At 74.7% G+C, this 15,277-nt stretch carries 13 protein-coding genes; 7 read left to right on the forward strand and 6 right to left on the reverse strand.

Features of this window, described 5'->3' with window-relative positions:
- Positions 1–193: 193 nt before the first annotated feature.
- Together CRP29_RS21475 and CRP29_RS21480 are read left to right on the forward strand one after the other, a co-directional pair.
- Positions 194–1,573 carry an APC family permease gene (locus tag CRP29_RS21475; RefSeq protein WP_097197111.1) on the forward strand — a complete coding sequence of 460 codons (1,380 nt, stop codon included), beginning with the start codon at positions 194–196 and terminating at the stop codon, positions 1,571–1,573.
- Positions 1,574–1,625: 52 nt separating this feature from the next.
- Positions 1,626–2,576 (forward strand): nucleoside hydrolase, encoded by a 951-nt coding sequence (locus CRP29_RS21480; protein WP_097197112.1) that lies wholly within the window; start codon positions 1,626–1,628, stop codon positions 2,574–2,576.
- Here the strand turns inward: CRP29_RS21480 and CRP29_RS21485 are convergent.
- Complete coding sequence (locus CRP29_RS21485; RefSeq protein ID WP_097197113.1) at positions 2,573–3,259, reverse strand: GAF and ANTAR domain-containing protein; 687 nt, start codon at positions 3,257–3,259, stop codon at positions 2,573–2,575. The two genes, CRP29_RS21480 and CRP29_RS21485, sit on opposite strands and share 4 nt — an antisense overlap.
- 131 nt (positions 3,260–3,390) lie before the next feature.
- On the opposite strand from CRP29_RS21485, the gene CRP29_RS21490 reads away from it, so the two are divergent.
- On the forward strand, positions 3,391–3,909 hold the full coding sequence (locus CRP29_RS21490; protein ID WP_097197114.1) for an ATP-binding protein: 519 nt from the start codon (positions 3,391–3,393) through the stop codon (positions 3,907–3,909).
- 6 nt (positions 3,910–3,915) lie between these two features.
- Here the strand turns inward: CRP29_RS21490 and CRP29_RS21495 are convergent, their stop codons facing one another.
- The 4 genes from CRP29_RS21495 to CRP29_RS21510 form a co-directional block, all read right to left on the reverse strand.
- The gene (locus tag CRP29_RS21495) at positions 3,916–4,554 is read right to left on the reverse strand and encodes a PilZ domain-containing protein (RefSeq protein ID WP_097197115.1); all 639 of its coding nucleotides are present in this window, start codon (positions 4,552–4,554) and stop codon (positions 3,916–3,918) included.
- Positions 4,555–4,650: 96 nt separating this feature from the next.
- Positions 4,651–5,367, reverse strand: coding sequence for an NYN domain-containing protein (locus tag CRP29_RS21500; protein ID WP_245853171.1), 717 nt, complete (start codon positions 5,365–5,367; stop codon positions 4,651–4,653).
- 116 nt (positions 5,368–5,483) lie between these two features.
- Entirely contained in the window at positions 5,484–7,583 is a 2,100-nt protein-coding gene (locus CRP29_RS21505; protein ID WP_245853172.1) for a putative bifunctional diguanylate cyclase/phosphodiesterase, read from the reverse strand.
- A gap of 105 nt (positions 7,584–7,688) precedes the next feature.
- Complete coding sequence (locus CRP29_RS21510) at positions 7,689–9,338, reverse strand: acyl-CoA dehydrogenase family protein (protein ID WP_097197117.1); 1,650 nt, start codon at positions 9,336–9,338, stop codon at positions 7,689–7,691.
- 205 nt (positions 9,339–9,543) lie between these two features.
- Here CRP29_RS21510 and CRP29_RS21515 point away from each other — a divergent pair, with 205 nt between their 5' ends.
- The 3 genes from CRP29_RS21515 to CRP29_RS21525 all read left to right on the forward strand — a co-directional run bounded on the left by CRP29_RS21515 (position 9,544) and on the right by CRP29_RS21525 (position 13,125).
- Positions 9,544–10,509 carry a hypothetical protein gene (locus CRP29_RS21515; RefSeq protein WP_097197118.1) on the forward strand — a complete coding sequence of 322 codons (966 nt, stop codon included), beginning with the start codon at positions 9,544–9,546 and terminating at the stop codon, positions 10,507–10,509.
- Positions 10,510–10,704: 195 nt separating this feature from the next.
- Positions 10,705–12,078: a hypothetical protein gene (locus tag CRP29_RS21520; protein WP_141437193.1), complete on the forward strand. Its 1,374-nt coding sequence runs from the start codon at positions 10,705–10,707 to the stop codon at positions 12,076–12,078.
- Positions 12,079–12,258: 180 nt separating this feature from the next.
- Positions 12,259–13,125: a class E sortase gene (locus tag CRP29_RS21525; RefSeq protein WP_245853173.1), complete on the forward strand. Its 867-nt coding sequence runs from the start codon at positions 12,259–12,261 to the stop codon at positions 13,123–13,125.
- A 12-nt stretch (positions 13,126–13,137) separates the two neighbouring features.
- Here the strand turns inward: CRP29_RS21525 and CRP29_RS21530 are convergent, their stop codons facing one another.
- On the reverse strand, positions 13,138–14,421 hold the full coding sequence (locus CRP29_RS21530) for a competence/damage-inducible protein A (protein WP_097197120.1): 1,284 nt from the start codon (positions 14,419–14,421) through the stop codon (positions 13,138–13,140).
- Positions 14,422–14,537: 116 nt separating this feature from the next.
- On the opposite strand from CRP29_RS21530, the gene CRP29_RS21535 reads away from it, so the two are divergent.
- The gene (locus CRP29_RS21535) at positions 14,538–15,272 is read left to right on the forward strand and encodes a hypothetical protein (RefSeq protein WP_097197121.1); all 735 of its coding nucleotides are present in this window, start codon (positions 14,538–14,540) and stop codon (positions 15,270–15,272) included.
- Positions 15,273–15,277: the final 5 nt, after the last annotated feature.

Below are 15,277 nucleotides of genomic sequence, written 5' to 3' on the forward strand. Positions count from 1 at the left end.
CCGGTGACCCCGTCCCCGGGGCGTGGCCTTGTCGACAAGCCGCGCTCCCCGAGCGTGGAAATCCGCATCCGCCCCATCGGTCACACCCGGCCGCCCCGCGACGCGCCCGCGTGTCGCGGCGTCTGCGCGTTCCGCTCCCCGATCGGGGCACGGTCGAATTGCCGCCGGAGCGGCCCGCTCCGAGACTCGGCCCGTGCATGATCACGCCCAGGACGCGACGGCCACCGCTCCGACGGACGACGGCGACACCCGCCTGAAGCGGTCGGTGACCGGCCGGCTGCTGTTCCTCTTCATCCTGGGCGACGTGCTGGGCGCCGGCGTCTACGCGCTGGTCGGGGAGATCGCCGGAGAGGTCGGCGGCGCGGTGTGGTTGCCGATGCTGGTCGCCCTCGTGCTCGCGATGCTCACCGCGGCGTCCTTCGCGGAGCTGGTGACCAAGTACCCCCGCGCCGGCGGCTCGGCGGTCTTCGCCCAGCGCGCCTTCCGGAGCCCCCTGATCTCGTTCCTCGTCGGCTACTGCATGCTCGCCGCCGGGGTCACCAGCGCCGCCGGCCTGTCGCTGGCGTTCGGCGGCGACTACCTCGCGGTCTTCCTCGACGTCCCGGCCGTGCCCGCGGCCGTCGTCTTCCTGGTCCTCGTGGCGCTGCTCAACGCCCGCGGCATCAAGGAGTCGGTGCGGGCCAACGTGGTGATGACCGTCATCGAGGTCTCCGGGCTGGTGCTCGTCGTCATCCTCGGTGCGCTGGTGCTGGGCCGCGGGGACGGCGACGTGGGCCGGGTGACCGAGTTCCCCGAGGGCGTGTCGGTGACCTCCGGCGTCCTGGCGGCGGCGCTGCTGGCCTACTACTCCTTCGTCGGGTTCGAGGTCTCGGCCAACGTCGCCGAGGAGGTGCGCGACGTCCGCCGCGTGTACCCCCGGGCCCTGTTCGGCGCGCTCCTGGTCGCGGGGGTGGTCTACCTGCTCGTGGGCCTGGCCGCCTCGATCGTGCTGGCGCCCGAGGAGCTGTCGGGCTCCTCCGGTCCCCTGCTCGAGGTCGTCCGGGCCGCCGACGTGGGAGTTCCCGACCGGTTGTTCAGCGCCGTCGCGCTCATCGCCGTGGCGAACGGGGCGCTGCTGACCATGATCATGTCGAGCCGGCTGGTGTTCGGGATGGCCGAGCAGGGCCTGCTCCCCCGCCCGCTGGCCCGGGTGCTGCCCGAGCGCCGCACCCCCTGGGTGGCGATCGTCGTCACCACCCTGGTGGCGATCGCGCTCACGCTGACCGGGGACCTGGGCGAGCTGGCCAACACCGTCGTCCTCCTCCTGCTGTTCGTCTTCCTCAGCACGAACATCGCCGTCCTGGTGCTCCGCAAGGACGCGGTGGACGCCGACCACTTCCACGTGTGGGCCGTCGTCCCTGTGCTGGCCATCGCCTCCTGCGTGCTGCTGCTCTGGCAGCAGGAGGCCGGCATCTGGCTGCGGGCCGGCATCCTGCTGGTCGTCGGCGTGGTGCTGTACCTGCTGGCGCAGGCTCCGTGGTGGCGGGCCACGCCCGAGGGCGCCCGCGAGGAGCCGGTCCCGACCGCCTCCTGAGCGGCGCCGACCTGCTCCTGGCGGGGCGCCGGGCCACTGCGAGGATGCTGCGGTGGCCGCCCGCATCCCCCTGGTGATCGACACCGACCCCGGCATCGACGACGCGCTGGCGATCCTGCTGGCGCTGGCCAGCCCGGAGGTCGACCTCCGGCTGGTCACCACGGTGCACGGCAACGTCGACCTGGCGCTGACGACGGAGAACGCGCTGCGGGTGCTGCACCTGGCGGGGCGCTCCGACGTGCCGGTCGCCGCCGGCGCGCAGGCCTCCCTCATCCACCCCCAGCCGGAGCGGGCCGGGCACGTTCACGGCGCCGAGGGCCTGGGCGGGGTGCAGCTGCCGCCGTCCCCGGCCCGGCTCGACCCGCGCCCTGCCGTCGTCGCCCTCGCCGACCTGCTGATGAGCTCACCGGTTCCGGTCACCGTGGCGCCGATCGGCCCGCTGACCAACATCGCGCTGCTGCTGGCGGTCTACCCCGAGGCGGCCGCGCGGATCGGCCGGCTGGTCGTCATGGGCGGCTCGGCCGGACGCGGGGGCAACGTGACCGCCGCGGCGGAGTTCAACATCTGGTCCGACCCCGAGGCGGCCGCCGCCGTGTTCGGCTCCACCGTCCCCACGGTGATGGTGGGCCTCGACGTCACGCTGCCCACGGTGCTCAGCGAGGAGGGCATCGCCCGGTTCGCCTCGGCGGGCCCGATCGGCGCCACGGCCGCCGCGATACTGCGGCAGTACCTCGATCACGCCCGCGACGCCTACGGCACCGCCGGGGTGGTCGTGCACGACGCGCTGGCGCTCACCGAGGCGATCGCGCCCGGCACGCTGGGGACGGTGCGACGCGACGTCGTCGTCGACACGACGCTGGGCGCCGGCCGCGGCCAGACGCTGGTGGACCGCCGGACGGTGTCGACGTCACCGTCCGCGGTCGAGGTGGCCGAGACCGTCGACGTCGGGGCCGCGGTGGAGTTCCTGGTGTCGCGGCTGGGCCGCCTCGACGGGCCTGCCTAGCCCGCCTGCGTGGACTCCACGATCCCGACGGCGATGTCGCGCAACTTCCGGTTGTAGCGCTGCGAGGCGTCGCGGAGGATCTCGAAGGCCTGGTCCTCGTCCACCCGTCGCTGGGCCATGAGCACGCCCTTGGCCTGCTCGATGACCGCGCGCGTCTCCATGGCGATCTGCAGGTTGCGGGCCTGCTCGGTCAGCCGGTGGTGCGCCGTGGCGTTGACGACCGCGACGGCGATCGCCTCGGCGACGTCCCGGCCCGCGTCCAGGGAATCGGTGGAGACGAACGCCTCAGGCTTCGAGGAGTAGACGTTCAGGGCGCCGATGACGTTGCCCTGGAAGGGCAGCGGCACCGACAGGGAGCTGCGCACGCCGTGCTCGCGCACCCGCGCGACGTAGGTGGGCCACCGCTGCTCGGTGAGCATGTCGTCGACCCGCAGGACGACTCCGCCCCGGCCGGCGTCCATGCAGGGGCCGTACCCCTCGTCGTACTGCAGCTCGTCGGCCAGCAGGGCCATCTCGCTGGAGTGGGAGGCCGTGAACGGCTTCTCGCCGCGCAGCAGGGTCGTGGACACCGACTCCGCACCGGGCACCCCGCGGGCGGCGAGGCCGGTGATCTCGGTGAGGACCTCGTCGAGGGCGCGATCGGCGAGGACCACCCGGCTGAGGTCGCGCGTGAGCTGGTCCACACGGGCATTGTGCCCCGTCGACCCAGCCGTTCCCCGCCCCCCTTCGCGCTCCGGCCCGGCATCGGTCAGGATGGGGCCGCGGCCGGGGAGCACCCCGGCCCCGCCTGCGGAGCAGACGCGAGGGAGATGTGATGGCCGACGAGCCGGCCCAGGTGGCGTGGCCGACGGCACCCGTCCCCTCCGTGCCCGGTGACGTCTGGCACTGGCAGCTCGAGGCGATGCACGTCGTCTCGCGGGTGCGGTCGGACCTGCGGGCGCGCATCGCCCACCCCTCGGTGGCCTCGGCGTCCACCGAGGACGCCCGGGACGGGCTGCTCCTGGTCTTCGAGGAGCTGGCCTCCAACGCCCTGCGGCACGGCGGTGGGGACGTCCGGGCCCTCGTCGTCGCCGGGCCGGAGGGGTGGCTGCTCGACCTGAGCGACGAGGCACCCGACCGACCGCCCGTACCGGCCATCGACCGTGATCCCGCGCTGGGCGGGATGGGGCTGCACCTGGTCACCCAGCTGTCGTCCAGCGTGGGCTGGGAGAAGCGCCCCGGGCGCAAGCACGTGTGGGCCCGGCTGCCCTCCGGCCGGGCCGAGGCGCCGGAGCAGGCGCAGCAGCGGGACCGCCTCCCCGAGCCTCGCTCGGGGGAGTTCCGGCGCGAGTAGCGCCCCTCACTCCATGCTGCGGGCGCGCTCCTCGCGCAGGGCCTGGAACACCCGCCGGCGCACCCGGTCCTGGTCCTTCTCCTGGATGCCGACGAACCGGATGGACATCACCCAGCGGGCCCCGCGGGCCTGCGCCCGGACCACCTCGGCCTTCGTGCGCACCTCGCCGTCCTCCAGCGTGAAGGCGAGGTCCAGGGCGGCACCCGACTCGGGCAGCGCGCCGAAGCCTTCGAACTGGGCCCGGATGCCGTTCTCGCTCAGGTCCACGCTCTCGCCCTTGAGGTCGACCGAGCCGTGGCCGGCCGTGACCGGGACGGAGACCCGTCCCCGGACCGCCGTGCGCCGCTGGCTCTCCTCGGCGGGGCCGGTGATCCGCAGGCGCCAGCGGACCACCGTTCCGGTCTCGACCTCGAGCACCTGCGCCGGCAGCGCGCGGCGGGTCTCGGCGGCCTTCCAGTAGACCTCGACGGAGTCCCCGGGGGCGACGACGCTCTGCTCGACGAACTCGCCGGCCGAGGGGCGCACGGTGATCACGCCGTCACCGACGAACTCCACCCGCGAGCTCACCGAGATGCCGCGGGCGGCCAGGGTCACGTCGGCCTCGCCCTGTTCCTCGGGGTGGTCGACACCGGGAACGCTGGTCATCCATGTCTCCGTTCTTCAGCCGCGGACCGTGACCCGCAACCGTGGACCGGACCTGTTCCGGACGAACGGTAACCGCAACGCTGCGGCCCGGCGGCCTCAGGGGCGGCGTGCCGCGTAGGAGCTGACGAACTCCCGCAGGCTGCGGGTCGGCCGCAGCCAGGCACCGTCGGCGGGCAGGGCGTCGAGCCGCACCCGGTCGAGCGGCTCGACGAACGCGCCGGGCACGTCCTCGATGTCGATGAACTCCAGGACGTCGGAGCTGATCGCGTAGCCGGCGACCTCGCTGAAGGCCACGACGACGACCTGGGTCCCCCGCCGGGCCAGCTGCTCGAGCGGCTCGGCGAAGTTCCGTCCGTCGCCGGAGAACACGATCAGGCGGCGCAGCTGGTGGCTGTGCTCGCGCACCGCGATGTGGTCGAGCATGTCCTGGTCGATGTCGTCGTTCGGCTGCAGCTTCGGCCGGGCGAACACCGCGTAGCCGAACCCGCGCAACGCCTCGACGAACCCGCGCAGCGTGCCCGGCTGCGGCGGGATGTTGGCGAAGACGCACGCCTCGACCTCGGGTAGCGCGCCGGAACCGCCGTCCTCGGCGCCGGCCACGAACCACGCCGCGATCGCGTCGAACCGCGGCCGGGAGTCCTTGGTCGGCCGCGCGCCGATCACCGTCGACAGGGTCATGTCGATGTTGGGGGCGTCCCAGATGAGCAGGTCCAGCGGCGGCCGGGGGCGGCCTCCGTCGGACGCTGCGCCGTCGGCAGGCAGCGGAGCCGGGGCGTCGTCGACCGGGGCGGGGGCGGAGGGGCTGTCCAGCACGGGAGCAGTCTGCCCCTCCGGCCGCCGGTCCGTCGCGGACGGTCCGGGGGCGGACGCCGGGACGGCCGTCGGGGACCCCGCCGGGGCGGTCGCCCGGCGGGTGATGCGGCGCGCGTTCACGGTGCGGTGGGCACCGACGCCGTCGCGGCGGCGATCGCACAGGCGTCGCCGCCCGCCTCCTGCACCCGCCGAACCCAGCGGGGCACCTCGTCCGCCGGCATCGGGTGGCTCAGCAGCCAGCCCTGGACCATGTCGCAGCCGGCCTCCCGCACCATCCGCAGGTGCTCGACGGTCTCGACCCCCTCGGCGACCGAGCGGATGCCCAGCGTCCGCGTGAGCGCCACGATCGCTGCCAGCACCGCGCCGCCCTCGCCGCCGGTGACCCGTTCGGCGGCGACGAGCAGCGAGCGGTCGATCTTCAGCGTGCCGATGGGCAGGGAGAACAGCTGGGCCAGCGAGGACCAGCCGGTCCCGAAGTCGTCGATCGCCACCCGGATCCCGGCGCGGCGGAGGACCGTGAGCTGGTCCTCGGCGCGGGTCGGATCCTCCGCGATGCTGGTCTCGGTGAGCTCGAGCACGAGCTGGTCGGGCGGGAGGCCGGACTCCCGCAGCGCCAGCCGGACGTCGCGCACCAGGGTCTCGGCGGAGAAGTGCCGGGCGCTGATGTTGACCGACATGCGCAGCGGCAGCCCCTCGGCGGCCCAGGCGGCGGCGCGGCGGGTGGTCTCCCGGAGCAGCCACCGGGTGATCGGGATGATCTGGCCGGTCTCCTCGGCGACGGCCAGGAACGTGTCCGGGGCGAGGAGGCCGCGCTCGGGGTGCTGCCAGCGCACCAGGGCCTCCACGCCCTCCACGGCGCCGGTGTCGAGCCGGACGACCGGCTGGTAGTGCACGACCAGTTGGTCGATCGCCTCGTCCCGGAGCCGGGTGGCGACCTCCAGCCGCCACCGCGCGGCCTCCCGCAGGCCGGGCGAGAACAGCCGCACCCGGTCGCGGCCCATGCTCTTGGCGGCGAACATCGCCGCGTCGGCGTCGCTGAGCAGCTGGTGCGGATCCCGGGCGTCGGGCTGGGCGACCGCCACGCCGACGCTCGCCGAGAGGGGCACCGAGATCCCCGAGGCGGGGAAGGGCCGGGTGAAGGTGCCCTGCAACCGGAAGGCGAGGTCCGCTGCGTCCGAGACGTGACAGTGGTGGGCCAGGACCACGAACTGGTCGCTGCCCAGCCGGCCGACGGCGTCCCCGGGCCGCAGCACGCCGGCCAGCCGGTGGCCGACCTGGCGGAGCAGCTGGTCGCCGATGCCGTGGCCCAGCGAGTCGTTGATCGTCTTGAAGCCGTCGAGGTCGAGGACGATGAGCGCGGCCCCGGCTCCCTCCTCGTCCAGCCCGGCCGCCAGCGCCTCGGCGGTCAGGTCGAGCAGGGTGCTGCGGTTGGGCAGGCCGGTCAGGTCGTCGTGCCGCGCCCGCCAGGCCAGCGCCTGCTCGCCGCGCACGCGTTCGGTGACGTCGGTGTGGGTGACCACGACCCGGGTGGAGAGCTCCACCCGGGAGGCCTGCAGCCGGAACCAGCCGGTGGTGGCCGGCGTCGAGCGGGAGTACTCGTGCTCGAAGGTGCCCGGCGTCGTCCCGGCCGGCGCCTCGAAGAGCCGCCGGATCCCGGTCGCGATGGTCTCGGCGTCGGCGGGCGCGAGCCCGGACTGCACGGCGGCCAGGTAGTCGCTGCCCGGAATCCCCATCGCGAGCTCCGGTCGGGCCAGCCCCGCCATCCAGGCCCGGTTCCCGGTGACGATGCGCCGGTGCTCGTCGAGGAGCACCGTCGCAGACGGCAGCGCCTCGAGCACCGAGGTGAGCCGCCGCAGCTCGGCCTCCCGCTCGGCCTCGGCGCGGTGCCGCGAGTCGACGTCGCGGAAGAAGACCGAGATCCCCGGCGGGTCGGCGAAGACCCGGATCTCGAACCAGCGCTGCTGCGGTTCGTAGAAGTAGTCGAACTCGCGGGCCCGGCCGTCGGCGAGGGTCTGCTGGTACCGCTCCTCGGCGATGGTGTTCACCGCGGCCGGGAAGCAGTCCCGCGCCCGGCGCCCCAGCAGCTCGTCGGCGCGTCGCTCGAGCAGCAGTTCGGCGGCGGCGTTGACGTAGGTGAAGTGACCTCCCGCGTCGAGGCGGAAGACGGCGTCGGGGACGCCGGCCAGGTCCGGCCGGGACCCGTCGTCTGAAGCCACGCTCCCCGCACTCCGTCCGCTGGCTCTCGATGGTCCGCGTTCGCGGAGATGACGGCACGGATCCGTCCCGGTCGTGGCCGGAAAGCACCGACCCGACGCCTGAGCCTAACCGCTCCCGGCGTCTCCGCCGGGTGTTCCGACCGCCGCGCGGCTGACCAGCGCGGCGACGTCCGTGGTCGCGGGCAGGGTGCCCAGCACGGCTCCCCAGTCGCCGCCCAGGCGGGAGGCGCAGAAGGCGTCGGCGACCGGCGCCGGGGCGTGCCGCAGGAGCAGCGAGCCCTGCAGGCACAGCGCCAGGAGACCGGCGATGCGGCGGGCCCGCAGCGGCAGCCGGTCCGGATCGCCGAGCTCGGCGGACAGGCGCTTCACCGCGTCGTCGAACCGGGGATCGACGCCGCGGGCGAGGTCGATCTCCTCGGTCACCGCAGCCAGCGACTCCGAGGACCGCCCCATGGCTCGGAGCACGTCCAGCGCGATGACGTTGCCCGATCCCTCCCAGATCGAGTTCAGCGGGGACTGCCGGTAGAGCCGGGGCAGACCGGACTCCTCGACGTAGCCGTTGCCGCCGAGCACCTCCATCGCCTCGGCGACGACGCCGGGCGTCCGCTTGCAGACCCAGAACTTCGCGGCCGCACCCGCCAGCCGCAGGAACGCGGACTCCCCGGCGTCCACCGCGGCGGCCAGGCGGATGCCGAGGGCCGTCGCGGCCTCGCTCTCCACGGCGAGGTCGGCGAGCACGTTCTGCATGAGCGGCTGGTCGACCAGGGGGGCCCCGAAAGCCGATCGGTGCCGGGCGTGGTGGATCGCCTGCGTCAGCGCGGCGCGGACGGTGGCGGCCGAGCCGAGGACGCAGTCCAGCCGGGTCATGTTGACCATCTCGATGATGGCCGGGACACCTCGGCCCGGGTCGCCCACCAGCCATCCCGTCGTCCCGTCGAACTCCACCTCGCTGGAGGCGTTCGACCGGTCGCCGAGCTTGTCCTTGAGACGTTGCACGTGGAACACGTTGCGGGTGCCGTCCGGCAGCACGCGCGGGACGAGGAAGCAGGAGACCCCCTCGTCGAGCTGGGCAAGCACCAGGAACAGGTCGCTCATCGGCGCCGAGGTGAACCACTTGTGGCCGGTCAGCCGGTGGCTCCCGTCCTGCTGGGCGACGGCGCGGGTGGTGTTCGACCGGACGTCCGAGCCGCCCTGCTTCTCGGTCATGCCCATGCCGGCGATCAGACCGCGTTTGCCCGACGGCTCGGTCAGCCCGAACTGGTAGGCCGTCGCGGTGAGCCCCGGTTCGAAGCGGGCCGCCAGCTCCGGTGCCCGGCGCAACGCCGGAACGACGGCGTAGGTCATGGTCGTGGGGCAGCCGTGGCCCATCTCGACCTGCGTCCAGCCCAGGTACCCCACGGCACGCCGGACGTGGGCGTGCGCATCACCTGCGTCGGCCGCCCGCCACGGCGCGCCGGCGAGGCCGTTCTCGACCGCGGTCCGCATCAGCTCGTGCCAGGCCGGGTGGAACTCCACCTCGTCGATCCGGTGCCCGTAGCGGTCGTGGGTCCGGAGCCGGGGCGGGTTCTCGTTCGCCGACCTGCCCCACTCCTGGGCCTGCTCGCCGCCGGCGAGCCGCCCCAGCCCGGCAAGCGAGTCCAGCGTCGCGCGATCGGCGTGCCGGACGCACGCCTCCGCCAGCGCGGCGTCCCCCGCGATCGGGTCGTAGCCGGTCAACGGTGGGACCTGGTTGGTCACCTCGTGGGTCGCGGTCATGGTCCGCACCGTACGACCACCGGGTTCACCGGCTCGGCGTCGGACGCGGGGTGTGATCACCTACTCACGCACTGGAGTCAAGGCGACACCCGCCATCACTCTCCGCATTCACCCGTTTGGATGTGAGCCAGGACACTCCGACCATCGAAACCGGCGCGTTCGGACTTCTAGCGACCGAGACGGACGGGTTCCTAGCGTCCGCCGCGTGACGGGTTCCCTGGGAGTCGACGACGGGCGGGCACTGCCTGCCGTCGGTCGGTCCTGGGCACGTCGCCTCCTCCTCACCGGCGTCCTGAGCGCGGGCGTGTACGCCGGCCTCGCACTGGCCGCCGACGTCGCGGGCGCGGACGAACCGGTCCCGACCGCCCCCGTGGAGCAGACCACCCCGGCACCCGATCCGGTGAGCCCCGAGCCCGGCACCGCTCCCACCGCAGAGCCGGCCGAGCCCACGCAGGGCGAGTCGCCGCAGGTCACGGCGGTGTCGGTGACCAGCGTGAGCACGGTCGAGGAATCGACCACGCCGCCCGACGACGCCGCGCAGCCCGGCACCGTGACGACCACGACCACGACCACCACGACCACCACCACGACCGAGGGCACCACGGTGTCGGTCGAGACGACGACGGAGACCGCGAGCGCGAGCCCGGGGGCGGCAGAGGCGACGGCCGGCACCGCGCCGGTCGCAGCCCCGGCCCCCGCGCCGGTCGCAGCCGCCGCTCCGGCACCGATGGCCGCCCCGGCCACGGTGGCGGCCGAGACGCCGCAGCCCAGCGCTGCGACCACCGAGGCGACCACCGAGGCGACGCCCTCCCGCACCACAGCCGCACCGGCCCGGTCCGCCCCGGCGGCCGCCGCCCCCGCGCCGGTCGCCGCGGCGGTCGCGCCGCTACCCGTCGACACCGCCCCGCAGCCGGAGGCGCCGAGCGCTCCGGTGGCGCCCCTCCCGGCTCCTGCCCCCGCTCCCGCCGCCCCGGCGATGTCCGGCGCGGCCGGCGGGTGCGGGCTCCAGAGCGGTGGCCAGGGCAGCTCCGTCGGCAGCGGCTCCACCGGCTCCGCCGTGCTCCCGGCCACACCCGTGGACCTGGTCCTGGCCCTCAGCGCCGGACTCAGCGCCCCTCTCGAGGGCTCCATCGGCGGCCCGGTCGCCGACACCGGTTCCTCGCCCGACTGAGGCCGGCCGCCTGCGCGGCCGCCCCTCGGTTCCCGGTGTGCCACGGGGGGCGCATCACGACCCATCGCGGCCGCCCCGCTCTGTTCCACCACTCGCACGACCGAACCAGCCGCGTGCCCATCCATGGCTCCGTGGCCCGCGGTGCACCGCACCACCACCCGCATCACCCACCCACCCATCGAAGGAACGGAAACGATGAGACGATCTGTGCGCAATGGCCTCGCCATTGCCGGTATGGCCGGGGGAATCTTCTTCCTCGGCGAGGCAGTGGCAGGAGCGTCGACAGACGCGAATGCCGCGGGGGACATCACCTCCACCACGGCTGGTCAGTCCGGGGACGCGACCAGCACCAACCTCCAGGGCGTCGCGGCGAGCAACGACGTCGACAACACCGCCAAGACCGGTGACGTCGACGCCGGCGGCGGCAGCCCGTCGGTCGGCGTCGTCGCCGGCAACGAGAACACCGTCGAGGCCGGCAGCGTGATGGGCGACGTCTCGGCGTCGCAGAACGTCACGACCGTCGTCAACATCGCGGTCGAGGCGAACGGCGGGACCGTCAGCGGCAGCAACAACGCCGCGGCCGGCAACGGCGCGAGCAACTCGGCGAACGCGTCGGGCAGCATCGACTCCACCACCGCCGGCGGCTCCGGTCACGGTCACGGTGGCGACGCGGACAGCACCAACGTCCAGGGCGTCAAGGCCGAGAACGACGTCGACAACACCGCCAAGAGCGGCGACGTCGACGCCAGCGGCGGCAACCCGTCCGTCGGCGTGCTGGCCGGTAACGGCAACACCACCGAGGCCGGCAGCTTCGCGGGCGACGTCAAGGGCCACCAGGACGTCGACACCGAGGTGAACATCGCCGTCGAGGCCAACGGCGGCGCGGTGCACGACAGCAACAACGCCACGGCCGGGAACGGTGCCACCAACGAGGCGAACGCCAAGGGCGACATCGACTCGGTGACCGCCGGTGGCAGCGGCAAGCACGATGACGCGGACAGCACCAACGTCCAGGGCGTCAAGGCCGAGAACGACGTCGACAACACCGCCAAGACCGGTGACGTCGACGCCGGCGGCGGCAGCCCCGTGATCGACGTGGTGGCCGGCAACGGCAACACGCTCTACTGCTCGTCGGTGAAGGGTGACGTGATCTGCAACCAGAACATCAACGTCATCATCAACATCATCGCCGAGGCCAACGGCGGAACGGTGACCTGCTCGAACAACGCAGCCGCCGGCAACGCTGCTGAGTGGGTCTGCAAGCTGCCCGCCGCTCCGGCCCCGGCTCCGGCCCCGGCCCCGGCCCCGGCGGCTCCGGTCGCGCAGAAGAGCGACACGGACTGCCCGGAGTACAAGGCCGCTCCGGTCGTCGCCAAGCCGGCGCTGTACACCCCGGCTCCGGTCAAGGCGGCTCCCGTCAAGGCCATGAGCAGTGCTCAGCCCACGTCGCAGCTGGCCTCCACCGGCGCTGACGTGTCGGTCCCGCTGACGGTGGGCCTGCTGGCCCTCACCGCCGGCACGGGCCTGGCCTTCGCCACCCGTCGTCGCACCGAGGCGCAGGCGGCCTGACAGGCGCCGGCCCGCCGCTCCGACCCATCTCGGAGCGGCGGGCCGGACACCACCCTGGGACGTCGCCTGCCGGTTGCCGCCGGCAGGCGGCGTCCCACCTCGTTCACCCGTCTTCCACCCATCGACTTCCGGCGGGTACTACCCGCGCCGGAGCCCACCGACACGCGACAGGGGACCAGAGTGCACGGGACAGCGGAGCGCGACACGCCTGGGACGACAGCACCGGAACCCTCGCGCCCCACGCGTCGCGGCGGCGGGGACCTGCTGCGCACGGTCGGCCGGGGCGTCAGCCAGACGCTGATCACCCTGGGCCTGGTCGCCCTGCTCTTCGTCGTCTACCAGCTCTGGATCACCGACCTGCTCGCCGCCCGCGCCCAGGACCAGCTCGCCGAGCAGATCCAGGACCAGTGGGCCGACTCGCCGACCGTCCAGCCCCCTCCCGCCGACGCGCCCGTCGTCCAGGCGCCTCCCGGCACGGAGCCGCCCCCGCCCGCGTACACCCCCGGGGTCGTCGAGGCCGGCCTCGGCGAGCCCTTCGCCATCCTGCACATCCCCCGCCTCGGCGAGGGCTACTCCCGGGTCGTCGTCGAGGGCGCCTCGGAGGTCCAGCTGGAGCAGGGACCGGGCCACTACGTGGGCACCGCGATGCCCGGCCAGCAGGGCAACTTCGCCGTCGCCGGCCACCGGGTGGGCCGGGGCTCGCCCTTCCTCGACCTGGACCGGATGCGCCCCGGAGACCCGATCGTCGTCGAGACCGACGACTCCTGGTTCGTCTACCGCGTCCTCGGCGACCCGGCCTCGGGCGACTTCGACGCCGACCCCACCGGCATCCCGGGCCGGGAGATCGTGCGCCCCTCGCAGGTCGCAGTCATCTCGCCGACGCCGGGTGGACCGGCCACCGGCGAGGCGTCCGGCGCGTACCTGACGCTGACCACCTGCCACCCGAAGTACTCGGCGCAGCAACGCCTGATCATCCACGCCCGGCTCGACGGCGCACCGCTGAGCAAGGCGGCCGCGCCGGAGGGCCCGAGCGCCCTGCCGGGCTGACCGTCCGCCCGCTCAGGCGGGCGGGCCGCCGAGCAGCAGCTCGCGGAGCAGGTGCATCGCCATCGTGACGGATCGGTCCCGCACCGCCGTCCGGGATCCGCGCAGCCGCAGGGCCCGCGACAGGCGCGCGTCGGGGCCGACGACGCACAGGTGCACGGTGCCGACCGGCTTGTCGGCTGTCCCACCACCGGGCCCGGCGACGCCGGTGATCCCGACGCCGACGTCGGCGCCGAAGCGCGCTCGCGCACCGTCGGCCAGCGCCGCGGCCACCTCGGCGCTCACGGCGCCGTGCTCGGCGATCACGGCTTCCGGGACGTCGAGCAGGGCCTCCTTGGCGCTGTTCGCGTAGGCGGCCACGCCGCCCAGGAGGAACGCCGACGATCCGGCGCGGGCGCTCAGCCGGCCGGCGAGCAGACCGCCGGTGCACGACTCCGCGGTCGCGACGGTGAGCCCCCGGCCGGTCAGCGCGCCGGCCACGACGGCGTCCAGATCCGGTCCGGTGGAGAAGATCGTGTCGCCGTGCCGCTCGGTGAGCGCGTCCAGCAGCCCGTCGTAGGCCGGCTGCGCGTCCGGGCCGAACCGGGTGACGATCTCCAGCTCGCCCTCGCGCATGCACGTGGTGATCTCCAGGCCGCCCAGCCGGTCCTCCGCGTCGCGCAGGGTGGCGGCCAGCTGCGCCTCGAGCGTCCCCCACATGCGCACCGTCTCCTGGCGCAGCTCGGGGACGTCGGTGAGCAGGGCCGCGACCGGGCCGGCGGCGAGCGCCGCGGACCACATGCCCCGCAGCTCACCGGGCGGGCCGGGCAGCACCACCACGACCGGCCCGCTCCGGCCGTCGGCCGGGGGCACGACCAGGCCCGGCGCCGTGCCGACCGGCTCGAGCACCGCGGCGCCCGCGGGCACCCGGGCCTGCTTCCGGACCCCGGCCGCCGTGGAACCGGCGTCGGCCCGCCACCCGCGCATCGCCATGAGCCGCTCCACGACGGCGGCGATCCGCCGCTCCAGCTCCGCGTCCACCGCGGACGGGCGCCCCTGGAACGCCCCGACCACCTCGGCGGTCAGGTCGTCGGCCGTGGGGCCGAGCCCGCCGGTGGTGACCACGAGCGGGACGCCGGTGCCGGCCAGGAAGGCCAGCGCGTCGCGGAGGTCGTCGGGACGGTCGCCGACGACCACGACGTGCCCGACGTCGACGCCCAGCTCGCGCAACCGCTCGGCCAGCCACGGCCCGTTGGCGTCGGCGACGCGGCCGGTGAGGACTTCGGTCCCGGTGACGACGATGCCGGCGCGGATGCTCACCGGCCCGACCCTAGGACGGCGCTCACCGGTGCGCCCGGGCCCCCGCCCCCGGGCGCCCGGATACGGTGCGGGGACGACCGGCCCACCCGGCCGACCGACGAGAGCGAGGAGGACCCGTGAGTTCGCCGACCGACCCTCAGCCGCCCGCCGAGCCCACGGTCCGGGCGCAGCCGACCACGCAGGAGATCCCGGTGGCGACACCGGCTGCGACCGCCCAGCCGCTGCCGCCCCACCCGGGAGCCAGCGCCCCCGCTCCGGTGCACACCGTCCAGCCGACCGGCCCGGTCGGCTTCGTCCCGGGCCCGCCCACGCACCTCCCCCCGCCCCCGCCGCCTGCCGCGGCCGCGCCCGCGACGACGCCGCCACCCGCGACCTCGGCCTGGCCGTCCTCGCTGGAGACCGGTCCGGTGCCGTTCGGCGAGGAGGCCGGGCCGGCCGTCGACGAGCCCGGGCCGATCGCCGGAGAGCCGGAGCCCGCGGCGTCGGTGAGCCGCGACCGGACGGCGCTGCGGACGCTCGGGCTGGTCGCCGTCGCCCTGGGGCTGCTCGAGCTCGGGCTGGGCCTGCGGTTCGGCGGGGAGTCGTTCTGGTCCGACATCCCGCTGTGGTCGGCGTTCGCGACCGTCTGCGCGGCCCTGGGGCTGGCCGGTGCCGCCGGGCTGCTCCCCGGGGGTCGGCGGCCGAGCCCGGCGACCACCTGGCGGATCGCCGCGGGCGGCCTGGTGGGGCTCGCGGTCTTCTGGCTGCTGGTGGTGCTGCCCGTCGTCGCCAGCGACCGCGGCTTCCTGCTCACCGCGGCGCTGGGCTGCCTCGGCGCCGCGCTGTGGACCGGCCCGGCCCGCACCCGCTGACCGGA

The sequence above is a fragment of the Blastococcus aggregatus genome (genome assembly GCF_900221005.1).
GTDB lineage: Bacteria > Actinomycetota > Actinomycetes > Mycobacteriales > Geodermatophilaceae > Blastococcus > Blastococcus aggregatus.

What these genes read in the sequence shown, in the direction of transcription:
- CRP29_RS21490 (WP_097197114.1), top strand. Translation starts at nt 3,391, where the DNA reads ATGGCCGACGAGCCGGCCCAGGTGGCGTGGCCGACGGCACCCGTCCCC.
- CRP29_RS21510 (WP_097197117.1), bottom strand. Translation starts at nt 9,338, where the DNA reads ATGACCGCGACCCACGAGGTGACCAACCAGGTCCCACCGTTGACCGGC.
- CRP29_RS21495 (WP_097197115.1), bottom strand. Translation starts at nt 4,554, where the DNA reads ATGACCAGCGTTCCCGGTGTCGACCACCCCGAGGAACAGGGCGAGGCC.
- CRP29_RS21520 (WP_141437193.1), top strand. Translation starts at nt 10,705, where the DNA reads ATGAGACGATCTGTGCGCAATGGCCTCGCCATTGCCGGTATGGCCGGG.